Origin of the sequence: Corynebacterium sp. CCM 9204 (assembly GCF_041357695.1) — a bacterium.
Classification (GTDB): domain Bacteria; phylum Actinomycetota; class Actinomycetes; order Mycobacteriales; family Mycobacteriaceae; genus Corynebacterium.
In genome coordinates, this window is the sequence record NZ_JAUERX010000001.1 from 538803 (window position 1) to 561154 (window position 22352).

Consider the following 22352-nt stretch of genomic DNA (forward strand, 5'->3'; position numbering starts at 1 on the left):
CAGGGACCGTAACATCCGGATGCTGTGAGTGCTGTGATGCCTGTGGCCGTTGATGCACAGGGGTCATCGGTTCCGGATGGTTATGGCAGATTCTTTTGGCTTCGCGGCGATTATGAGGCTAGAATTGCTGGTTAGCAGTGTGCCCGTTCCCGGGTGTGCTGACTACGCGCGGCCACATGCCGGACGCACCTGGTTGCCGGGTCTCTTTTTGAGGGGATTCTGGGCGATCTGGCCCGCTTCCGGAAACCTGAACAGACTTCCCGTGGTCCCGGATTTCACCGCTGTTGTTTGGTTGGTGTCGCCTGGGTGGGAAGTCGGGTGTTGGTCGCCAGGGTGCGGGATAAAAACCCGCACAATCAAGAACCGAAACTCCGAGCACAGAAAGGGAGCATCACCATGGCAGTTGTGACCATGCGCGAGCTTCTCGACGCCGGTGTCCACTTCGGACACCAGACCCGCCGTTGGAACCCGAAAATGAAGCGCTTCATTTTCACCGACCGTAACGGCATCTATATCATCGATCTGCAGCAGACGCTGACCTACATCGACCAGGCCTACGAATTCGTCAAGGAGACCGTCGCCCACGGTGGAACCATCCTCTTCGTCGGCACGAAGAAGCAGGCGCAGGAAGCTGTCGCCACCGAGGCTGACCGCGTCGGTATGCCGTACGTCAATCACCGTTGGTTGGGTGGCATGCTCACCAACTTCCAGACCGTCTCCAAGCGCCTGCACCGCATGAAGGAACTGCAGGCCATGGACGCGGCTGAGGACGGCTATGATGGCCGCACCAAGAAGGAAATCCTCATGTTGACCCGCGAGCGCACCAAACTCGAGCGCGTCCTGGGTGGTATCTCCGACATGACCCGCGTGCCCTCCGCACTGTGGATCGTCGACACCAACAAGGAGCACATCGCCGTCAGTGAGGCTCACAAGCTGAACATCCCGGTCGTCGCCGTGCTGGATACGAACTGCGACCCCGATGTCGTCAACTTCCCGATTCCCGGCAACGATGATGCGATCCGCTCCATCTCCGTTCTGAGCCGTATCATCTCCTCCGCTGTTGAGGCAGGCAAGAAGGCCCGCTCCGATCGCGAACTGGCCGCAGCCAAGGAAAACGCAGGCGAGAGCAAGGCTGAGGCCACTGACGAGACCGCCAAGGTCGAGGTCGCCGCAAAGGTCGAAGCCACCGAGGCCGTCGCTGAGTCCGCTCCGAAGGAAGAGGTCGCCGCAGAGCAGCCCGCCGAGGAAAAGACCACCGAAGCTACCGCTGCCGCGGAGTAGTCAACGCCTCCGTCTGATCTCACACCCCCTCGCCGCGACCCAGCCACCACACCACCAACCATCCACGGTCAGTGGATGGGGGCCGGGGAGGATCAAGGCGCGGGGGTTTCGTGTCGCAAGGGTACCCCCGGATCTGCGGGTACCCTGCAGGCCCGGATGAGATCGGACACACTCGGTATCCGGGAGGATTCCGGGCGTCGAGGATGTCTGGCAACCGGTTCCCACGGTTTTGCTGTCCGGCTAGGCTCGTCGACGACGTATCCCACGCACAGATTTCTGTTTTAATAACCCAACAAGGAGGATCGCCCCCTAATGGCGAACTACACTGCTGCAGACGTAAAGAAGCTCCGTGATATCACGGGTTCCGGCATGATGGCCTGTAAGAAGGCACTGGCCGAGCATGACGGCGACTTCGACAAGGCCATTGAGTTCCTGCGTATCAAGGGTGCGAAGGATGTCGGTAAGCGCGCTGAGCGCACCGCCGCTGAGGGCTTGATCGCCGTCTCCGGGAACACCATGGTCGAGATCAACTCCGAGACTGACTTCGTCGCCAAGAATGACGAGTTCAAGGCTTTTGCCGCGAAGATCGCCGAGGCGGCCGCCTCCGTGAAGGCGAATTCCCCGGAGGATCTGAAGAACGCACCGGTCGATGGTGCTACTGCCGAAGAAGCGATCCAGCAGCTCTCCGCCAAGATCGGCGAGAAGTTGGAACTGCGTCGCGCAGTCACCGTCGAGGGTGACAACGTAGCTGTTTACCTGCACCACCGTGCCGCCGACCTGCCCCCGTCAGTCGGTGTGCTCGTGGCCTACACGGGTGAAGGCGAGCAGGCTGCTGAAGCTGCCCGAGTGGCAGCGATGCAGGTCGCCGCGATGAAGGCAAGCTACCTCAACCGGGATGACGTCCCCGCCGAGATCGTGGAGAAGGAGCGTAACATCGCGGAGACCATCTCCCGTGAGGAGGGCAAGCCGGAGAAGGCCCTGCCCAAGATCGTCGAAGGGCGTCTCAACGGTTTCTTCAAGGATGTCTGCCTCAACGAGCAGGCTTCTGTGACGGACAACAAGAAGACCGTCAAAGCCATCATGGAAGAGGCCGGTGTCACCCTCAGCGGGTTCGTCCGTTACGAGGTCGGCCAGCACTAGGCCTAGCTCTTTTTCGGGATAGAAACACCGGAAGCGCCCTCTCCATGAACGGGGAGGGCGCTTCCGGTGTTCTGTCTGTGGCGGAACAACTTAGATGGTGGTTCCGCCATCGTGGTTACCTGAGGACAGTGATCAGAGCTTGGGCCTCAGATAGCCAATGAGATGGGATTTGGTGAATTTTGCTTCGTGCGCGGCTCCGGGGTTCTGGGTCCACACCTTGACATGCGAGCCACTGTCTGAGGTGACCATGGCCACGTGGCCTGCCTCTGGGGCCCACGGCCAGCCTCGGCCCCAGACAGCGACATCACCGCGGCGTGGCTTCGCATTCGCAGGCAGTTTCTCCCAGTGCGCCCCGGGGGGGGGGCGGCCGCGTACAGATCCCTGGCGTAGTACGCGGGAATGAAACGATGTCCGAGGATGTTCTCGTTGTAGTGGTTGAAGAGGGCTACGCACTGGTTCGCGCAGTGATTGTCCTGCTTGCCCCGTGTTTGAGAGGTCAGACGGTCCATCGCTTTGCTTGTTTTGGTGGAAGTGTCTGTTTTGTGCTCCGGATGCATCCAGAAGACATGGCCGTTCTCTCCTTTGCCCCGGAGAACACCGTCGTTGCCGCGTTCCAGAATACGGGCCACTGTGTTTGCGGTGTTCGATGCAGACGGTGCTCTGCCACTGGCAGTAGAACATGAGGTTCCCGTCCTTCTGCATACGCATGTACGCATCGTTTCCGGCGACTTTTTAGGTTCCTGTCACCCAGATCCCTGGTGTGCCGGATCACGAAATTGCCGTCGCTCTACATCGCGGCGAAATATACGCCGTTCTCTGAAGTGAGTTGCTGTCCAGAAATGAGCCGAACGTTCGCGATGATTTTCGACGTGCGTTTCGGTTGGGGTTTGGGCGTCGGTTTCCGGGTTGCACCGCGTTCAGGTTACGGGGTCTGGTTAGCGGATTCTTCGCCGGTTGTCCGTGCCGAAGATCATGGCGATTAGGCTTATGACAGTCCGACTCCGAGTGCGCCGAGAATCTGAACCAACTGCGGTGTCAACGGCGGTAGCGGCGGGAGAGATGGAAGGTCCGTGACAAACTCGGCGATGATGTCCCCTTTCCGGTCCCGGTGGGTATAGGGGCCTCATGCAATGTTCCTTTAGGTCGGGTACAGACCAACCTTGCCTTAGATAGTTCTGTTGGGAAAAAATAATGGGTTGCTGAAATTTTCCTATGGCTCGGGTCGCCCGCTTTTGTCTCGCTAGCCCTGAGCCGAGGACGTGTGAGATCCACGAGTGACAGTGCCATTTGGCTGTGCCATCGGGAGGTGATCCGGGACTCGGGTAAGATCGCCTGATGGTAGAGGAAGACACCGAAGATATGTAGAACCGCGATCAAACCACGAGATCCACAATGGAAGGACACTGCGGCATGGCCGATGAAGCGAGCACCAAACGCCAGGGATTCAAACGGGTGATGTTGAAGCTCGGGGGGGAGATGTTCGGCGGAGGCAAGGTCGGCATTGACCCGGATGTGGTGGAGAATGTCGCCCGTCAGATCGCTGCGGTGGTCAACAATGGAACCGAGGTTGCGGTTGTCATCGGTGGGGGAAACTTCTTCCGTGGCGCGCAGCTTCAGCAGCGTGGCATGGACCGTGCCCGCTCGGACTACATGGGCATGCTCGGCACCGTGATGAACTGCCTCGCGCTCCAGGATTTCCTCGTTCAGCTCGGTATTGACTGCCGTGTTCAGACCGCGATCAACATGGCCCAGGTCGCGGAGCCGTACCTTCCGCTGCGGGCAAAGCGTCATCTGGAGAAGGGACGTGTCGTCATCTTCGGTGCCGGGATGGGTATGCCTTACTTCTCGACGGATACGACGGCCGCGCAGCGTGCCCTGGAGATCGACTGTGAGGTGTTGCTTATGGCGAAGGGCGTCGATGGTGTCTACGATTCTGATCCCAGGACGAATCCCGATGCCCAGCTTTTCGATCAGATCACCCCCCGGGACTGCATCGAGAAGGGGTTGAAGGTCGCGGACGCTACCGCGTTCTCCCTGTGCATGGACAACAATATGCCGATTTTGGTGTTCAATCTGCTCACTGAGGGAAATATCGCACGCGCCGTCACCGGCGAGGGCATCGGAACCCTCGTGCAGTCCTGATAGATTAATCGGGAGAAATAGAAAACCAAACCAGTCCAGCCCCATTCCGCTGTCTGCCCTGGCCACGACAATGCTCCGCTGATACACGTGGTACTGGGGGAGGCGTCGGTCGGCCGAGTCCGAAGGAACAAGCGAACAATCATGATCGATGACACTCTCCTCGAAGCTGAGGAACGAATGACCAATTCTGTCGAGCACGCCCGAGAGGATCTCACCACCATCCGGACAGGTCGAGCTAACCCAGGCATGTTTAACGGTATCGTCGCAGAGTATTACGGTGTACCGACCCCGATCACGCAGATGGCGACGATCTCGGTGCCGGAGCCACGGATGCTCATCATCCGCCCCTACGAGCAGAACGTGATGAACGTGATCGAAAATGCGATCCGCAACTCCGATCTCGGTGTTAATCCGACGAATGACGGTCAGGTACTGCGTGTCACTGTTCCTCAGCTCACCGAGGAACGCCGTCGGGACATGGTCAAGTTGGCCAAATCGAAGGGTGAGGACGCGAAGATCGCCATCCGCAATGTGCGTCGTAAGCATATGGAGATTCTGAAGAAGATCCAGAAGGACGGAGATGCGGGCGAGGATGAGGTGATCGCCGCAGAGAAGGAATTGGACAAGACGACCCAGAAGTATGTTGCGCAGGTCGATGAGCTTGTGGAGAAGAAGGAGAAGGAGTTGATGGAGGTCTAGATGGCCACCATCGAATCCGGTAGACAGTTTCCCGTGCGTGCCGAAGCCCCGAGGGCGTGCTTCGAGGGCTTTTATCAGGCATTAGCCGGGAGACCTCCGCTGCGGATCTGTCATGTCTGAAAACCACACCACGCCCCAGAATCGCGATGATTCGACAGCCCACTACGCGGGGCTTCCCGATCCGTCGGTACTCGACGGTGCTGTGATTGCCGATACGGAGAGTACCGACTCCGACGACCCGGTACGCGGACTGTTCTCCGGTGGTCTGCGCGGAGGAAGCGCCGATGTTGCTGAATCATTGCGTGCCCTCGGCCTCGACCATCTCCCGAAACCCCGTAATTCCGCCGGGCGGGACCTGAAGAAAGCCATCGGAGTCGGTGTCGGACTCGGAACGATCGTTCTGCTGATGATCTTCGTCGTCCCGTTCGGCTGGTATCCGGCCGTTGCCGCTGCGGTTGGTGTCGCCACCTGGGAAGTGCATTCCCGGTTGAAGGAAAAGGGTTATGTCATCCCCAGGGTGATTCTCTTTGCCGGTGGACAGATGATGCTCTGGTTATCGTGGCCGTTCGGGACGAAAGGCCTGGTGGCTGGCTTCGTGGTGAGTGTACTTGCGCTCATGTTCGGGCGTCTTTTCCATCATGGACCGAATACCGCTCCCCAGAACTATCTCCGTGATACCTCGCTCGGGATCTTTGTACTGACCTGGATACCGCTGTTCGCGTCGTTCGCGGCGATGCTTTCACTGATCAATCGGGAAGGCGTGCCGGGGCAGATGTTCATCGTCACCTTCATGGTGTGCGTGATTGCCTCGGACATCGGTGGTTTCGTCTTCGGAGTCATCTTCGGTGCTCATCCGATGGCGCCTGCCGTCAGTCCGAAGAAGTCATGGGAGGGGTTCGCTGGCTCCATGCTGCTCGGAACGGTGTCCGGTGTTCTCCTCGTGCACTTCCTTCTCGATGATATCTGGTGGCGGGGCCTGATCCTGGGGCCCGGCCTCGTCGTGTGTGCGACACTCGGTGATCTGGTGGAGAGCCAGTTCAAGCGGGAACTCGGTATCAAGGACATGTCAACTCTTCTCCCCGGACACGGTGGCCTGATGGACCGGCTGGACGGTTTACTACCGTCAGCGATGGTCACCTGGTTGGTTCTGAGTTTCCTTCAGACCTGATCCAGAGACGAAGAAGCAGGAGCATGAGAGGGTCCCGTTCCGGACAAGAGAGCCGGAACGGGACCCTCATCTGTCAGGGATACTGTTCAGCGGTACTTCTTCAGTTCCCGTCGGAGTTCGAGCATCCGCATGCCTCCCACGAGAGCCATGATCAATGCTCCGGTGATCACTGCGAGTAGAACCCCGACACCCGCGGGAACACTGAACTCCCAGGCGAAGAGAGTGAGATCGACGTGCTGCTGGTTCTGCATGATGAAGACGAGCAGCAGGATCAGCAGTAGTGCTCCGATGATCAAGGCGACCCAAGTGCTACCGGCGACCGTGCGGGCTTTCGTGTTTTGGGTTGCTGGAACATCGTTGGCCGGGTATCCGGTAACTGGGGTGGGAGCGTCAGATGTCAGTTCCGTGGAGTCGGCGTCGGAGGCCTCTGTGTTTCGGGTCATGACCCCATTCAACGGCTTTACGGTGGGATACACAACCCACCGGTTCCATGAATCGTTGTCTGTCGTGCAATGATGGGGGAACTATGACAAAGGAATTACCCCTGGTTTTCGCGGCCCCCAAAAGGGGTATGCCGCCCACCCATTTCGCTGATCTCGATGGAGAACGTCGCATCGCTGCCCTCTCCGACCTCGGGTTACCGCGATTCCGTGCCGACCAGCTCGCCCGCCACTACTATGGCCGGTTGGAAGCGGATCCGCGTACGATGACGGACCTCCCGGCAGCGCAACGTGACACGGTCCGGGATGCGTTGTTCCCCGATATGATGACCTGCATTCGGAGCATCAGTTGTGATGAAGGGCAGACCAGTAAAACGCTTTGGCGACTGCATGACGGCACACTTCTCGAATCCGTACTGATGCGCTACCCGGATCGAGCTACGTTGTGCATCTCGTCCCAGGCGGGATGCGGTATGGCGTGTCCGTTCTGTGCCACGGGGCAGGGAGGGCTGGACCGCAACCTCTCCACCGGTGAGATCGTGGATCAGGTACGGGCTGCAGCCGCCACCATGCGCGATGAGGGGCGCAGATTGTCTAACGTCGTTTTCATGGGTATGGGGGAGCCGTTGGCCAACTACAAGCGTGTGGTGCACGCGGTGAAACAAATTACGGAACCGAACCCGCGCGGTTTCGGTATCTCCCAGCGAAACGTCACGGTGTCCACGGTGGGACTCGCTCCCGCGATCCGCAGACTCGCGGATGAGGGACTGTCGGTCACCCTCGCCGTGTCCCTGCACACGCCAGATGATGAGCTGCGAGACTCTCTCGTTCCGGTGAACAACCGGTGGTCCGTCGACGAAGTCTTGGATGCTGCGCGTTATTACGCGGACCAGACGGGACGGCGGGTTTCCATCGAGTACGCGTTAATCCGGGACATCAACGATCAGGACTGGCGAGCGGACATGCTCGGAAAAAAGCTCCGCAACGCTCTGGGGGCCAGGGTCCATGTGAATCTGATTCCGTTGAATCCCACTCCGGGGTCGAAGTGGGACGCGTCCCCGAAGGATCGGCAGGCGGAGTTCGTGCGTCGGGTCGTGGCACAGGGGGTCGCCTGCACTGTCCGTGATACCCGGGGCCAGGAGATCGCCGCCGCGTGTGGTCAGTTGGCTGCGGAAGAACGCTGAGGGCTGTTCTGAACACGTAGCGTGGGAGATCGGTCGGCCTGTGGAGCGGGTTGCTCCGCTCCGAGACCCCGCCTCCCGTTTTATTCGCTGTGTGATTTAGGGGCCGGTTACGTGGTGATCTGTGAGTAGGCCTCGTCGAGTTTGATACGGGTCCGGTTGCGCTCAATTGTGGGATCAGGAATGGGAATAGCCGACATGAGCGCCTGTGTGTAGGGGTGCTGGGGGTTGTCGAAGAGTTCATCGGTCGGGCCGTGCTCGACGAAGGTCCCCTTGTACATCACGGCGGCTCTGTCGGAGATGTGCCGGATGACGGACAGGTCATGTGCGACGAAAAGATAGGAGATTCCGAGTCGGGCTTTGAGCTCATCAAGAAGGTTGAGCATGCCAGCCTGGATGGAGACATCGAGAGCGGAGACGGGCTCATCCAGTACGATGAGACTGGGGTTTGCCGCGAGTGCCCGGGCGAGACTGATACGTTGCCGTTGGCCGCCGGAGAAGTGACCTGGGAATCGGTCGACGTGTTCCGGGTTGAGTCCGACGAGAGACATGAGTTCGGAGACCCGATCATCCTTGTCGCCATCCCAGCCGAGGGCGTCGAGGGGTTCCCTGAGAATCTCGGAGACGGTGAGTCGTGGATCGAGGGCACCCATCGGATCCTGGAAGACGATCTGGATGTCCTTGCGCAGGAGCCGTCGTTCACGGCGGGAGATCTTTGAGGTGTCTGTGCCGTTGAGGATGATGGTGGTTTCTTCGTTTGGGTTCAGTTCCATCAACTCGAGCAGTGTCGTGGTCTTACCGCAACCGGATTCTCCGACGACCGCGAAACATTCGCCGGCTTTGATGTCGAAGGTGAGTCCCTTGACGGCCTCAACCCAGCCGACCCGGCGCTTGAGCAGTGCGCCCTTCATCAGAGGATAGGTTTTGACGAGGTTCTTGACCTCGAGAACCGTTTTTCGTTCCTCCCTCGGGACGTCGCCCAGAATCTCCTCCGGGCGGGGTGGCACCGGGAAGATTGTTTCTCCGTCCAGGGTTCGTTCGGAGATGTGGGAACTGCGAATGCAGGCGGCGTGCTGGCCTGGACTTACTTCAGTGAGGACCGGTTCGCGGTCGAGGCAGGCTGGTATCGCGATGGGGCAGCGTGGTGCGAATGTGCAGGCATCGGGGAGGTTGACCACCACTGGCGGTGAGCCCTCGATAGTCGTCAGCGCGGTCTTCTCGGTGGCGACGAGGGACGGTATGGAACCGAGGAGGCCGACGGTGTAGGGCATCTTCGGGTTGTCGAAGAGTGTGTGGACGTCGGTTTTTTCCACCGGTCTTCCGGCGTACATCACGAGGACATCATCTGCGGTTCCTGCCACGACACCCATGTCGTGGGTGATCATGATTGTCGCGGCGTTGGTTTCCTTCTGCGCGAGTTTGATGAGGTCAAGGATCTGAGCCTGGATCGTCACGTCCAGGGCTGTGGTCGGCTCATCCGCGATGAGCACCTTGGGTTTGTTGGCGATTGCGATGGCGATGACCACACGCTGCCGCATGCCACCGGAGAACTCGTGGGGAAACGCTTTGGCCCGGGCAGCGGGATCAGGTATTCCGACGAGATCAAGGAGTTCCACGGCTTCCGCCCAGGCTTTCTTTCTCGGCAGGTCACGGTGTGCCTGGATGGCCTCGACGATCTGAGTTCCGATGTCGAAGACGGGGGTTAGTGCTGAGAGCGGATCCTGGAAGATCATGCCGATGTCGTTGCCCCGGATCTTGGACATCTTCGCATCGGACAGACCCAGGATCTCCCGATCATCGAGACGGACGGAACCACTGATCGCGGCGTATGTCGGAAGCAGTCCCATGACCGCCATGGAGGTGACGGACTTTCCCGACCCTGATTCGCCGACGATACCGAGTGTTTTTCCCGGGTACAGATCGAAATCGACGCCACGGACAGCCTCGACTGTTCCGGCCTCGGAGGGGAAGGAGACGCTGAGATCGCGGACGGTGAGTACGGGGGACTGACTCATGCGGTGCCTCCTGCGGCGGAGTTGGGGTCGAGGGCGTCACGTAGACCGTCGGCGATGAACGCCATGGAGACGGTGAGCATGGAGAGGACGGCTGCTGGGAAATAGAACTCCCACGGAGATGATTCGAGGGCGTTGGCGCCCGTGGACAGTAACGTGCCGAGTGACACATCGGGGATCTTCACACCGAGTCCGAGGAAGGAAAGGCCGGTTTCGCTCATGACGGTGGACACGACACCGAGGGTGAGGTTGATGATGAGGAGTGAGCCGATGTTCGGGATCATGTGGCGGATGATGATCCGGCCCGAGCTCACACCCATGTAGCGGGCGGCACGGACGTATTCACGTTCACGCAGTGACAGTGCCATGGACCAGATCACCCGGGCGAAGTACGTCCAGCCGAATGCGATCAGGACGATGGTGAGCAGTTTCCAGTCCCCACCGGATCCGGAGACCAAGAGCGCGATGACCAGGAAAGAGGGGATGACCAGGAGAAAGTGAATCAGCCCGAGGATGGCCTTTTCTGCATTGCCACCGAATAACGCCGCCGCAGTTCCGACGAACGCGGAGATGATCGTTGTGCCGATGGAGACCAGGAGAGCGATGGTCAGGGAGCGGCCGAGGCCGTGGACCGTCATCGCATAAAGATCGTTGCCCGATGAGTTTGTCCCGAACCAATGTTCGGAACTGGGGGGGTGTCGACAGCGCGAGGAAATCTGGGTCGTCATAGGCCCAGTTCGTGGTGAAGGGGCCGATGACAGCCAGGAACACGAGTCCGACGAAGATGATCAGTCCGATCACGGCCATCTTGTTACGGGCGAACCGCCGGACGTAGAGCCTGGTCTTGCTCATCGGCTTAGTGCTGCCGGGCGTGGTTCCGGCAGGTACATCGGGATCCAGTCCCTTGAGTCGTGGATGGTGTTCCTCGCCGTCGGCCTGTGCCTCGGCGATTGTCGCCGATTGAGCGAAAGGTTGGGATGAGATGGTCATGTCAGCGGTGGGGCCGACGCTACCACCGAGGTTCTCGGTCTCGTCGTTTCCGTTGTTGCGATATTTCTTGTACATCAGCTCACCCTCACTCGGGGATCGAGGAAGACCACGAAGACATCGGACAGGATGGCGCCGATCGCGGTCATTGCGGCGCCGAACGCGGCGACGGCGACAACGCCGTGAACGTCATTTCTGGAGATCGTCTGGATGAAGTACTGGCCCATGCCTTGCCATCCGAAGATCGTCTCCGTCATGACGGCTCCCGTGAAAATCCCCGGGATGGAGAATGCGACGGTTGTTGCAACCGGAATGATTGATGTGCGCAGAGCGTGTCGACGGACTGCTTGCCCACGGGTGAGACCTTTCGCCCGTGCGGTGCGGACGTAGTCGGCGTTGATGTTGTCCAGGAGTAATGAGCGCTGGAGGAAGTGGTAGCCGGCGTAGGAGATGATCACCAGGGAGACCGTCGGGAGGACAAGGTGCTGCGCGAGATCTATGAGTGAAGGCCAGAAGCCTTCCACACCGATTGATGAGGAACCGGTGACGTAGAAGATGTTGTCACCCGCCATGTGGTTGATCTTGATCGCGGCCCAGACGACGATCAGGGAAGCGACGACGATATGGATGTTCATCGTGAAGATCGAGGTGAATTGCCAGAACCGGTCACCGGTCTTGTACTGGCGTGAGGCGGTGTACACGCCGATGGAGATTCCGATGATCACCGAGAGTGCGGTTGCCAGCAGCATCAGACGCGCGGACACCCACACGCGGTAGGCGATCTGCTCATTGACGGCGTCTCCGATGGGGGATGAACCCCAGTTCCAGTGGAGCAGGATGTCGGTGAGCCACGTCCACCATCGTTCCAGAATGGGTGTTTTGTCGTTGAGATTTAACGGGGTGAGGATCGCATCGACGCGCTCTTCCGGAACAGGGGGGCGGCGTTCCGCATAGTTGGATCGGGGGTTCAGGAACCCGGATGCCAGGAAGTAGGTGATGTTGACGGCGATGAAGATCATGCCGATCCAGCTCACGGTCTTCTTCAGCAGGTACTTGATCATGTGAGGAGTTCCTTGTTCGACGTCACCCGTTTCGGCGGCAGGGGTGTTGTTCCGATGAGAGGGTGAATCGGGTGGTGGACTGTCATGGTGTGTCTGACGCCACAATATAGGGTCGGTTACAGGGAAGTGAACATCACGTTGCAAGTGTTCGGCAGTGGGGGTGAAAAATCATCATATCAATCCATCCAAAAAGGCCTCAACTGTCGTGAATATGCAGTTAAAAGGGTTTTATCTGATAGATATCAAGCTGTAATGGTGGGGGTAGAAAACTGATGGTACTGCGGATTTGATGCAAGCGTCACGCGACTTCGAAAGATATGGGGATACGAAAAAACCGCGATCCGGGCTACGGATCGCGGTTTTATCAGAGTCGTCGAGAGCGTCTAGGTGTCGATGGCGTGTCTACCGGAGGAGCGGCCGGGGATGGTAGCCGGATCGATGTTCAGGGACCGCAGTTGCGAATCGGTCAGCTCAGCGTAAGCGCCGGTGAGGTTGTGCTGATCGTGTGCCCAGTCGGGTTCGACATGTCCGATCGGTTTGTTGCGGGCGGTTACCGTGCGGACCTGGTTGAGTTTGGGCTGGAACAGGTTGATCAGAAGACCGATGACCAGCAACCCTGTGATGGTGAACAGCCAGATGGTTTCGACGTGGCCGGTGTGATTACCGAAGTGGTAGGCGAGGAGGAAAGCCACCGAGATCCAGCCGGAGATCTGGATGGCGTTACGGCTCAGACCGTGCCAGCCCCAGGCAGCCGAGGGCTCGTCGAGGGTCGACACTCCGTTGTGGATCTGGGGAACGTTGTGGTCGGAACCAGACACGTCAAACTCCTTATGGGATAAAGCACACGTACCGAAATCGCATTCTGTTGACGCCATCATCTCATATCGTGTCACTGACAGCGACCTGAACCCACTAGTCTGGCGGCGGGAAGTGACAAATACGGGGAAAAATCGGCTCAGAAACATGGTTTCTACGCGGTTTCGGGGAACTTTGCGTGAATGGCGACACGCAACATCGCCCCTTTCGGGTGTAGTAAAAGGTTGGGGGGGGGGCGATATCTGAGCCCCGGGCGTCCCTCCGAGCGTAATCAGCGTGATCAATGGAACAATGGGGCAGGTGAGCAAACGCGTTCTTATTCTGGGAAGTACGGGTTCCATCGGAACCCAGGCCATCGAGGTCATCAATGACAACCCCGGCGCTTTTGAGGTTGTTGGAATCGCCGCCGGAGGTTCCGATCCCGCGCAGATCATCGCGCAGGCACGGAACCTGCGTCTCGCCCCGGGCCGGGTGGCGGTGGCGGATATCACCGCCGCTGCCGAGGTTTCCCGTGAACTCGGAGGCCCGGTGATCAGTGGCGCGGACGCGGCACGGGAGCTGGTTGGTGATGTGGAGGCGGACACTGTTCTCAACGCACTCGTCGGGTCGATGGGGTTGGCGGCGACACTCGCGACACTGGAATCCGGTGCAGTCCTTGCCCTGGCCAACAAGGAATCTCTGGTCGCGGGAGGTGATCTCGTTCTTCGTGCCGCGAAACCTGGCCAGCTTGTTCCCGTTGATTCCGAGCATTCCGCCATGGCGCAGTGCCTGATGTCGGGGAGCGGGTACGAGGTGTCCAGGCTCGTTCTCACCGCGTCCGGAGGACCGTTCCGTGGATGGTCCCGTGAACGGATGATGAGTGTCACCCCGCGGCAGGCGGCGGCTCATCCGACGTGGTCCATGGGGCAGATGAATACCCTGAACTCCGCAACTCTGGTGAATAAGGGGCTCGAATTCATCGAGGCGTCGTTGCTTTTCGGCATTCCCGGTGACCGGATCGACGTCGTCGTTCACCCGCAGTCGATCGTGCACTCGATGGTGACCTTTGTCGATGGGGCGACTATCGCGCAGGCGTCCCCACCGTCGATGAAGCTCCCGATCTCCATGGCTCTGGACTGGCCCAGACGCGTGCCGCATGCGCAGGTAGCGCTGGATTTCTCTGGCGCGTTCTCCTGGAATTTTGAACCGGTTGACCATGCCGCTTTCCCCGCTGTCCGGCTTGCGGCGCAGGTTGCTGAAGCCGCAGGGACCTGGCCCGCTGTCTACAACGCCGCCAATGAGGAGGCTGTCGCCGCATTCCTCGCTGGCGATATTCGCTTCCCGGAGATCGTCGATACTGTGTCTGAGGTTCTTGACCGGGCATCAGAATTCGCCTGCCCCGCCGACACTGTGGCCGAGGTACTCGCCGTGGAGGCACACGCCCGGCGTCTGGCGGGGGCGCTCATCCTCGAAAAACGGTGAACCGGGCGAGGGTGTGCGAGACTTGAGCCCGCCGGACAGGCCATCCATCCCGGAAACCGGGATACATTGACAGACATGCAAGGGGAGTGACCTCACCGTGGGTTATCTGCTGGGCGTCATGCTTTTCGCCCTTGGTATCGCGTTGACCATCGCACTGCACGAGGCTGGCCACATGGGGGTCGCCCGGATGTTCGGTATGCGGGTCCGGCGCTACTTCATCGGCTTCGGGCCGACCATCGCTCAGTTCAAGCGGGGGCACACCACCTACGGTCTCAAGGCTGTGCCGCTTGGTGGTTTCTGCGACATCGCTGGGATGACGGCGAACGATTCGCTGACACCCGAGGAAGAACCGCTCGCGATGTGGCGGCGTCCCGCATGGCAGCGTATCGCCGTGCTCGCCGGTGGTGTGGTGATGAACCTCTTCGTCGGGCTCATCCTCATCTACACCGTCGCTATCAGTGCGGGTATCCCGGATCCGGATGTGGATCTCACCCCGACGGTTGACGGGACCGCCTGTGTCGCACCTACTCAAAATGCGGACGGAACTCTTGCGCCTTGTTTTGGTACCGGGCCTGCCGCGGAGGCGGGGATCGTCACGGGCGACCGGATCGTCGCCGTCGACGGTATTCGTATGCACAACTTCATCCAGTTACGGGAGACCCTCATGGCTCGTCCCGGTGAGACGGTGAAGCTCACTGTCGAGCGAGATGGGGGGACACGTGAGGTGGTGCTCACTGTAGCTGAGGTCACACGGATCAACGCCGCCGGTGAGAACGTTGCCGTCGGTGCCATCGGCGTTTCCCGTGCCCCGGTGACAAACGTTTTCCGCAGCTACGGTCCGGTCGAAGGAGTCGGTGCTTCACTCCGGTTCGCGGGGTTGATGTTCTCCGGAACCTTTGAGGGGTTGAAGTCATTCCCGTCGAAGATCCCCGGTGTTGCTGCGGCCGTGGTGGGGGGCGAACGTGCCCAGGATTCGCCCGTCAGTGTCGTGGGGGCGACCCGGCTTGGTGGTGAACTTGCGGAACGTAGCGAATGGGCAACATTCCTGATGATGCTCGCCAGTCTGAATTTCTTCCTTGCGCTGTTCAATGTCGTTCCCCTGCCGCCACTTGACGGTGGGCATATCGCTGTTGTCCTGTGGGAGAAGCTCCGAGATAGCATTCTTCGCCTTCGTGGGCTCCCTCCTGGGGGGCCGGCGGACTACCGTGGACTGATGCCGTTGACCTATGCCGTGGCGGCTGTCCTGCTGACGGTTGGGATGGTCGTCATCGCTGCCGACGTGGTCAATCCGATTCGGTTGCCCGGCTGACGGATCACCCGGTGAGATTTGCTTGGTCGGACACCTCCCCGGGCCGGTGCTACCATCGACCCCGACGACCCACCCTTATCTGACCCATGAGCACCGACCTGCAGACGGTGTGTGACAAGGAGTATTTTCACTGTGACTATCCCCATCGGACTCGGCATGCCAGAGGCACCGCCGCCGGTGCTCGCCCCGAGGCGCAAGACCAGGCAGTTTATGGTCGGTGGCGTTGGTGTCGGATCGGATCATCCGATTTCGGTGCAGTCGATGACGAACACGAAGACCCACGACATCAATGCCACCCTGCAACAGATCGCTCAGCTCACAGCCACGGGCTGCGACATTGTGCGCGTGGCGTGCCCGAAACCGATCGACGCTGAAGCACTGCCAATCATCGCGAAGAAGTCTCCGATTCCTGTGATCGCCGACATCCACTTCCAGCCCAAGTACATCTTCGCGGCGATTGATGCCGGCTGTGCGGCTGTCCGTGTGAACCCAGGTAACATCAAGGAATTCGATGGCCGGGTCAAGGAGGTTGCGCTCGCCGCAGGTTCCGCGGGGATTCCCATCCGTATCGGTGTCAATGCAGGTTCATTGGACAAGCGGATCATGGAGAAATACGGCAAAGCCACTCCGGAGGCTCTCGTCGAGTCGGCACTCTGGGAGGCCAGTCTTTTCGAGGAGCACGGTTTCGGGGATATCAAGATCTCGGTCAAGCACCACGACCCGGTCATCATGGTTGAGGCGTACCGGCAGCTTGCCGCCCAGTGTGACTATCCCCTGCATCTCGGTGTGACTGAGGCCGGCCCGATGTTCCAGGGCACGATCAAATCTGCGGTGGCTTTTTCCGCGCTGCTTTCGGAGGGGATCGGTGACACCATCCGGGTGTCGCTGTCCGCGCCGCCGGAGGAGGAGATCAAGGTCGGTGACATGATCCTCCAGTCGCTGAATCTGCGGCCCCGCAAGTTGGAGATCGTGTCCTGTCCCTCCTGTGGGCGTGCCCAAGTTGACGTGTACAAGCTCGCGGAGGAGGTTACCGCTGCTTTGGACGGCATGGAGTTCCCGCTACGGGTCGCGGTCATGGGATGTGTCGTCAACGGCCCCGGTGAAGCCCGTGATGCGGATATCGGCGTGGCCTCTGGAAATGGTAAGGGGCAGATCTTCGTCAAGGGTGAGGTCATCAAGACTGTACCTGAGTCGCAGATCGTGGAGACGCTGATTGAGGAGGCGATGAAAATTGCGGATGAGTTGGGCCTCGAAGAAGGTAGTGTCAGCGGATCCCCTGAAGTGAAGGTCACGAGCTGACCTTCACACGGGATCGATGCGTGTCGACGTTTTCCCGAGTATCGGCATGCTGGGGAGTGGCGCTGACAGTGGTCCCATCAGTCTCATCCGTCACAACTTGGCAAGTACGGACACGCCGCACCGTTTGGTTGCTATCGCAACCCGTTTCTGGTTGCTAACTTGAACGCCATGAAGAAGACATCGGCGCTGTTCACGGCGATCATGATGGGCGCCGTGGGATTGGTGGGTTGCACACCGAAGCCACCGCCTGTGGATGATGCCGTCAGAACGTTCTTCAGCGCGGTCTCTGACGGGGATTTCGAGGAGGCGGGTGAACTCACCGATTCGCCCACTGTTGCCGCTGAAATGCTCCGGGAGTCCTTTGAGGGCCTGCAGGCCGTACAATTGGGCGTACAGCTCAACGAGCTCGTCACCGGAGAAAACTCCGCCACCGTAAACTTCAACGTCGACTGGTCCTTGCCTCGCGATCGGGAATTGAGCTATCCATCACGGATGTCCCTGAGTATGGTCGGGGGAAAATGGCTCGTCCGCTGGCGACCGAATCTCCTGCACCCCAGGCTCGGAGCGAACCAGCATCTCGAGCTCAGGGCGATCAATGCGGAGCGTGCGCGGGTGATAAGCAATGACGGGGTGGCGCTCCTGGTGCCGGGTACGAGCTACCGGGTACTCGTCAACACGGAGAATCTACGGGATCCTGATGAGACCGCACGGACCGTCGCCCGTGTACTTGATGAGGCCCACAACAGGGACCGCAGCGTGTCCGCCGTCAACGCGAACGAACTCGCTGCACACCTGCTCCAGGCCAAAGGTATGTACTCTGTGTCCCTGGTTAACTCCATCGAAGGACCGAAGGTTATGGAGGCACTCGACGGCGTTGAGGCCGTCACGGTGAACCGGGAGGCTGCGATGGTTCGGACCGACAAGAGTTTCGCGCCGGACATCATCTCGCGGGTCGAAAGAATCGTCAACGATGACCTCGACGGTGAGCGGGGTTGGCAGATCGCCGTGGTTAACTCCTACGGTGCACAGATTGACACTCTGGAGACCCATGCGCCGACACCGGCTCCGGCGGTACGCTTAAGCCTCGACACCAATGCCCAGCGCGCCGCTCAGGCGGCGGTTGACCTTCGTGCGGACATGAAGGCGATGATGGTGGTAATGCGTCCATCAACAGGTGAGATACTGGCCATCGCCCAGACTGCGGAGGCGGATCGTGAAGGTGCGGTGGCTCTCATGGGGCAGTACCCGCCGGGATCGACGTTCAAGATCATCACCGCATCCGCGGGGATGATGGATGAGGGGCTGACACCCGACAGCATCGTCCCGTGCCCCGGTGCGATGGAGATCGGACATCGTATCGTCACCAACTACAATGGTTTCTCCCTGGGATCTGTACCGCTGGAGCGGGCATTCGCTGCCTCCTGTAACACCAGCTTCGCGGACATTTCCGCCCGGCTGAAACCCGGGGAGCTTGAGCAGGTCGGTAAACAGTTCGGACTCGGCCTCGACTACACCATCGAGGGGCTCGGTACCGTGACCGGATCCATCCCGCATGGTGATGAACTGGTCGACCGTACCGAAGCTGGATTCGGCCAGGGCAAGGACCTTGCCAGCCCCTTCGGTATGGCACTAGTCGCGGCCACCGCGGCCACCGGACGCACCCCCCTTCCGGTGCTCATCAACGGACGGGAAACCACCGTCAGTGAACACGTCGATCCACCCACCCGAGTCGCCATTGAGGGACTTCAGCGCATGATGCGCCAGGTCGTCCTCACCGGTACTGCCCGCGGGATGCAGGCTGGGGGAGCAATCCACGGCAAAACCGGTGAAGCTGAGACCGCCGACGGTTCGCACGCGTGGTTCGCCGGATTCCGTGATGATGACATCGCCTTCGCCACCCTCGTGGTCCGTGGGGGTGGATCGGAGACATCGGTGGCCATCACAGACCACTTCTTCCGGTCCCTTGACGATCCATCGCTCCTGCCATCCAAGGATGCGCCCGGCCCGCAGGTTCGTAATCGCCCGCTTGCCGGGGCCGAGTCAGTGGTTCCGGAGCACGCTGCCCCGACTCAGTCTGACGGTGCTTCGGCGGCGATGCTTCCTCCGTACCTCTAGACCCCGCTCAAGAACGATGTCAGTACGCGGAATCGCAGGAAAGTTCGGTGCACCGGTAACCTGTCCGTCGTGGTGCCGGTGGGCAGCGCTACGATGGTGGGCATGTCTACTGCACGCGCACGCCTGATCCCCGGAAAACAAAGCCCCGTCCGCAAGGTGCCCAAGCACATCGAGCGCCCGGAGTACGTTTGGAAGGATACAGTCAGGGAAGCGTGCGGTGAGCCACTCGTACAGACTCCGGAGACCATCGAGGCCATGCGCGAGGCCAGTCGCATCGCCGCGAACGCTCTCGCCATCGCAGGGCAGGCTGTCGCGCCCGGTGTGACCACCGATGAACTTGACCGTATCGCGCACGAATACATGTGCGACCACGGTGCGTACCCGTCCACCCTCGGTTACCGGGGTTTCCCCAAATCATGTTGTACGTCGCTCAACGAGATCGTCTGTCACGGAATCCCGGACTCGACCGTGGTCCAGGACGGTGACATCGTGAACATCGACGTCACCGCCTACAAAAATGGTGTCCACGGTGACACCAACCGGACCTTCTTCGCCGGTGATGTCAGTGAGGAGCACCGTCTGTTGGTGGAGCGTACCTACATCGCGACGATGCGGGGTATCAGGGCGGCGAAGGCGGGCCGCGAGATCAACGTGATTGGCCGGGTCATCGAGTCCTACGCGAAGCGGTTCGGGTATTCCGTTGTCCGTGACTTCACCGGACATGGTGTTGGCCCGACGTTCCACAATGGTCTGGTTGTCGTGCACTACGACAACCCCGAGGATCACACCATCCTCGAGACGGGAATGACGTTGACTGTGGAGCCGATGATCAACATCGGTGACCTGCCCTATGACATCTGGGATGACGGGTGGACCGTGGCGAACCGGGACGGGAAGTTCACCGCCCAGTTCGAGCACACTCTCGTGATCACCGAGGATGGTCCGGAGATTCTGACCATCCCCGACGCCGAGATCGACTCCTACGGCCACGACATCTGATTCGGTGCGACCGTGTCCGCCATCCTCATTGCCGGAACCACCTCGGACGCCGGGAAATCCGTCATCGTCGCGGGGATCTGCCGTGCTCTGGCCCGACGCGGAGTGTCCGTCGCACCGTTCAAGGCACAGAACATGTCGAATAATTCGGCTGTCTGCCCCGACGGCGGGGAGATCGGCCGCGCCCAGGCGCTCCAGGCTGCGGCGTGCGGACTGGAACCGAACGTGGACTTCAACCCGGTGCTCCTAAAACCGGGCAGCGACCACTCGAGCCAACTCGTGGTCCGAGGCCACGCCACAGGTTCGGTGAGCGCCCGGACCTACATCGAGCACCGCAGTCACCTCCGGCAGATCGCAGCCGAGTGTCTGAATGACCTGCGGGCGCGTTTTGACGTCGTAATCTGCGAGGGTGCAGGCTCGCCTGCGGAGATCAACCTGCGGGCCACCGATGTCGCCAACTTTGGTCTTGCAAAGGCCTGTGACCTGCCCGTCTACATCGTCGGGGACATCGATCGTGGCGGTGTCCTCGCGCATCTCTACGGAACTCACCAGATCGTGGACGCTGAGGATCGTGCACGGATCAGTGGATTCATCATCAACAAGTTCCGTGGGGACCAGACGATCCTGGACCCGGGACTCGAGGAATTGGAACGACTCACAGGTGTCCCCACCGTCGGCGTCCTGCCGTTCATCAAGGGGCTGTGGATCGACGCCGAGGATTCCCTGCAGTCACCGCTCGGCGCGAGCGTCGGCCCCTCCGTGCCCGGAGTGGGAACGCAGCGCCTCCGGGTCGCGGCCGTCCGACTGCCACGCATCTCCAACGCCACCGATGTTGAGGCGCTCGCCTGCGAACCCGGGGTGAGCGTCGTCTGGTCCGCTGACGCCGACCAGATCGTCGACGCCGACCTCGTCATTCTCCCCGGAACACGCGCCACCGTCGACGATCTCGCATGGTTGCGGCGAACCGGAATTGCCGAGGCCATCGTTGCACGCGTAGCGGAGAACCGGCCGGTGCTGGGAATCTGCGGTGGCTACCAGATGCTTTGCCGCAGTATCACCGACCCCGTGGAATCTGGGTCATCCGACTCTGTGCGGGGCCTCGGGGTGTTCGACACTGACATCGTCTTCCACCCGGACAAGACCCTCATCCGGCACGACGATGGAGCCTACGAGGTTCACCACGGCAGGGTCGTGCGTTCCACCGAACAGCCGTGGATCGGCAAGGAAGGCGCCAGACGAGGAGCCATCTTCGGCACCCACCGGCACGGCCACCTGGAACACGATGGACACCGCCGAGCCTTCCTCCGGGACATCGCCACGGCTGCCGGACGGACCCGGTTCGTTCTCGCCCCGGACACCTCCTTCGGCGGGGAACGGCTCCACCAACTGGATCTCATCGCGGACACCGTGGAACAAGCAATCGACCTGGACGATCTCATTCCACACCGTTGATCCGGTAGCCCTCGTCTCTCTGCGGAGAAGGGTCGACTCAACGGCGACAGTCGGGGGGAAGTGTAGGGAGCGCAGCGAAGAAAAACTGCTATACAACGTGTTACCCTACCCGCACCACACACCTGGAGAGCCTTCATGAGCACGCTTTATCGTCGTCTCACCATCACGATCGCTTCAGCCGCTCTACTGTTCGGAGCGGCACCCGCGGTCGCATCCGCCGATGCGTTGTCATCCGGGTCGTCGGCCAACCAATCGACCGAGTCCTCCCTGGAGTGGTTCATCGGGCAGATTCTCCAGGGGATCATCGGCACCACCGGCGGTTCCTCCGCTTGGCCGTTCCATGCGCACACCGTCGAGACCGAAGAAGCCGCGACCGGGATGCACTCCGAGCATCAGACCGATTTCTTCTACACCGTGATCGATAAGGACACCATCCGCATGACGATCCTCTCCGGTGACAGTCACTGCTACGGTGTCCGAGGCGTGGTCACCACTACGCCGGACACCGTCGGTATCGCGGCGGTCAAGGGGATCCGCGAGGGTGTCGCTGACGGTCCGTGCACGGCCGTCGCCAGCTATCCGAGGATCGACGTCACTGTTCCTGGCGGTATCAACGGGCGCGCTATCAGGAAGATCACACTCAACGCCGACCAGTTGAACTAATCGGTCATCGTCAGGTGCGGTGGTTGCGGTCGGTATGTCACACCCGCCACCACCGGAAGTGCCGCAGCGACGATGTATGCCCAGGCCAACACGATGCTCGGGGCGTGTGCGGGCCGCCAGATCACCGGTG

Annotated in this window: 17 protein-coding genes and 1 pseudogene; 13 read left to right on the forward strand and 5 right to left on the reverse strand. The window is 60.4% G+C overall.

Features of this window, described 5'->3' with window-relative positions:
• Positions 1-396 precede the first annotated feature (396 nt).
• From rpsB to QWU43_RS02395, 5 genes are all read left to right on the forward strand, one after another.
• On the forward strand, positions 397-1281 hold the full coding sequence (gene rpsB, locus QWU43_RS02375; RefSeq protein ID WP_370913920.1) for a 30S ribosomal protein S2: 885 nt from the start codon (positions 397-399) through the stop codon (positions 1279-1281).
• A gap of 312 nt (positions 1282-1593) precedes the next feature.
• Positions 1594-2421, forward strand: coding sequence for a translation elongation factor Ts (gene tsf / locus QWU43_RS02380; protein ID WP_370913921.1), 828 nt, complete (start codon positions 1594-1596; stop codon positions 2419-2421).
• Between the two features lie 1410 nt (positions 2422-3831).
• Complete coding sequence (gene pyrH / locus QWU43_RS02385) at positions 3832-4563, forward strand: UMP kinase (RefSeq protein ID WP_370913922.1); 732 nt, start codon at positions 3832-3834, stop codon at positions 4561-4563.
• Positions 4564-4704: 141 nt separating this feature from the next.
• Complete coding sequence (gene frr / locus QWU43_RS02390; protein WP_370913923.1) at positions 4705-5262, forward strand: ribosome recycling factor; 558 nt, start codon at positions 4705-4707, stop codon at positions 5260-5262.
• 112 nt (positions 5263-5374) lie between these two features.
• Entirely contained in the window at positions 5375-6430 is a 1056-nt protein-coding gene (locus QWU43_RS02395; protein WP_370913924.1) for a phosphatidate cytidylyltransferase, read from the forward strand.
• An 86-nt stretch (positions 6431-6516) separates the two neighbouring features.
• On the opposite strand, the gene QWU43_RS02400 is transcribed toward QWU43_RS02395, so the two are convergent.
• Positions 6517-6873, reverse strand: coding sequence for a lipopolysaccharide assembly LapA domain-containing protein (locus QWU43_RS02400; protein WP_370913925.1), 357 nt, complete (start codon positions 6871-6873; stop codon positions 6517-6519).
• A gap of 83 nt (positions 6874-6956) precedes the next feature.
• On the opposite strand from QWU43_RS02400, the gene rlmN reads away from it, so the two are divergent.
• Positions 6957-8054, forward strand: coding sequence for a 23S rRNA (adenine(2503)-C(2))-methyltransferase RlmN (gene rlmN, locus QWU43_RS02405; RefSeq protein ID WP_370913926.1), 1098 nt, complete (start codon positions 6957-6959; stop codon positions 8052-8054).
• Between the two features lie 107 nt (positions 8055-8161).
• On the opposite strand, the gene QWU43_RS02410 is transcribed toward rlmN, so the two are convergent.
• The 4 genes and pseudogenes from QWU43_RS02410 to QWU43_RS02425 all read right to left on the reverse strand — a co-directional run bounded on the left by QWU43_RS02410 (position 8162) and on the right by QWU43_RS02425 (position 12929).
• A complete protein-coding gene (locus tag QWU43_RS02410; protein ID WP_370917040.1) occupies positions 8162-10066 on the reverse strand; it encodes an ABC transporter ATP-binding protein in 1905 nt (634 codons plus the stop codon).
• Positions 10063-11128: pseudogene (locus tag QWU43_RS02415) on the reverse strand (ABC transporter permease). The gene QWU43_RS02410 and the pseudogene QWU43_RS02415 overlap by 4 nt, the downstream one beginning before the upstream one ends.
• The gene (locus QWU43_RS02420) at positions 11128-12111 is read right to left on the reverse strand and encodes an ABC transporter permease (protein WP_370917041.1); all 984 of its coding nucleotides are present in this window, start codon (positions 12109-12111) and stop codon (positions 11128-11130) included. Before QWU43_RS02420 ends, QWU43_RS02415 begins: the two are co-directional and overlap by 1 nt.
• 383 nt (positions 12112-12494) lie before the next feature.
• The gene (locus QWU43_RS02425; protein ID WP_370913930.1) at positions 12495-12929 is read right to left on the reverse strand and encodes a DUF2631 domain-containing protein; all 435 of its coding nucleotides are present in this window, start codon (positions 12927-12929) and stop codon (positions 12495-12497) included.
• Positions 12930-13218: 289 nt separating this feature from the next.
• Between QWU43_RS02425 and dxr the strand changes: the two genes are divergently transcribed.
• From dxr to QWU43_RS02460, 7 genes are all read left to right on the forward strand, one after another.
• Positions 13219-14388, forward strand: a complete 1170-nt coding sequence (dxr, locus tag QWU43_RS02430; RefSeq protein ID WP_370914287.1) for a 1-deoxy-D-xylulose-5-phosphate reductoisomerase — start codon at positions 13219-13221, stop codon at positions 14386-14388.
• A 118-nt stretch (positions 14389-14506) separates the two neighbouring features.
• Positions 14507-15697: an RIP metalloprotease gene (locus QWU43_RS02435; RefSeq protein ID WP_370914288.1), complete on the forward strand. Its 1191-nt coding sequence runs from the start codon at positions 14507-14509 to the stop codon at positions 15695-15697.
• 156 nt (positions 15698-15853) lie between these two features.
• Positions 15854-16996, forward strand: coding sequence for a flavodoxin-dependent (E)-4-hydroxy-3-methylbut-2-enyl-diphosphate synthase (ispG, locus tag QWU43_RS02440; protein WP_370917199.1), 1143 nt, complete (start codon positions 15854-15856; stop codon positions 16994-16996).
• 168 nt (positions 16997-17164) lie between these two features.
• Complete coding sequence (locus QWU43_RS02445) at positions 17165-19111, forward strand: penicillin-binding transpeptidase domain-containing protein (RefSeq protein ID WP_370913931.1); 1947 nt, start codon at positions 17165-17167, stop codon at positions 19109-19111.
• Between the two features lie 93 nt (positions 19112-19204).
• On the forward strand, positions 19205-20110 hold the full coding sequence (gene map / locus QWU43_RS02450) for a type I methionyl aminopeptidase (protein ID WP_370914290.1): 906 nt from the start codon (positions 19205-19207) through the stop codon (positions 20108-20110).
• A 12-nt stretch (positions 20111-20122) separates the two neighbouring features.
• Positions 20123-21559, forward strand: a complete 1437-nt coding sequence (locus QWU43_RS02455; protein WP_370917042.1) for a cobyric acid synthase — start codon at positions 20123-20125, stop codon at positions 21557-21559.
• A gap of 135 nt (positions 21560-21694) precedes the next feature.
• Entirely contained in the window at positions 21695-22222 is a 528-nt protein-coding gene (locus QWU43_RS02460) for a hypothetical protein (RefSeq protein WP_370913933.1), read from the forward strand.
• Positions 22223-22352: the final 130 nt, after the last annotated feature.

Bases quoted from the DNA above. Each gene is read 5' to 3' on its own strand.
- rpsB (WP_370913920.1), top strand. From the start codon at position 397: ATGGCAGTTGTGACCATGCGCGAGCTTCTCGACGCCGGTGTCCACTTC.
- tsf (WP_370913921.1), top strand. From the start codon at position 1,594: ATGGCGAACTACACTGCTGCAGACGTAAAGAAGCTCCGTGATATCACG.
- pyrH (WP_370913922.1), top strand. From the start codon at position 3,832: ATGGCCGATGAAGCGAGCACCAAACGCCAGGGATTCAAACGGGTGATG.
- frr (WP_370913923.1), top strand. From the start codon at position 4,705: ATGATCGATGACACTCTCCTCGAAGCTGAGGAACGAATGACCAATTCT.
- QWU43_RS02395 (WP_370913924.1), top strand. From the start codon at position 5,375: ATGTCTGAAAACCACACCACGCCCCAGAATCGCGATGATTCGACAGCC.
- QWU43_RS02400 (WP_370913925.1), bottom strand. From the start codon at position 6,873: ATGACCCGAAACACAGAGGCCTCCGACGCCGACTCCACGGAACTGACA.
- rlmN (WP_370913926.1), top strand. From the start codon at position 6,957: ATGACAAAGGAATTACCCCTGGTTTTCGCGGCCCCCAAAAGGGGTATG.
- QWU43_RS02410 (WP_370917040.1), bottom strand. From the start codon at position 10,066: ATGAGTCAGTCCCCCGTACTCACCGTCCGCGATCTCAGCGTCTCCTTC.
- QWU43_RS02420 (WP_370917041.1), bottom strand. From the start codon at position 12,111: ATGATCAAGTACCTGCTGAAGAAGACCGTGAGCTGGATCGGCATGATC.
- dxr (WP_370914287.1), top strand. From the start codon at position 13,219: ATGGGGCAGGTGAGCAAACGCGTTCTTATTCTGGGAAGTACGGGTTCC.
- QWU43_RS02435 (WP_370914288.1), top strand. From the start codon at position 14,507: ATGCTTTTCGCCCTTGGTATCGCGTTGACCATCGCACTGCACGAGGCT.
- ispG (WP_370917199.1), top strand. From the start codon at position 15,854: ATGCCAGAGGCACCGCCGCCGGTGCTCGCCCCGAGGCGCAAGACCAGG.
- QWU43_RS02445 (WP_370913931.1), top strand. From the start codon at position 17,165: ATGAAGAAGACATCGGCGCTGTTCACGGCGATCATGATGGGCGCCGTG.
- map (WP_370914290.1), top strand. From the start codon at position 19,205: ATGGTGGGCATGTCTACTGCACGCGCACGCCTGATCCCCGGAAAACAA.
- QWU43_RS02460 (WP_370913933.1), top strand. From the start codon at position 21,695: ATGAGCACGCTTTATCGTCGTCTCACCATCACGATCGCTTCAGCCGCT.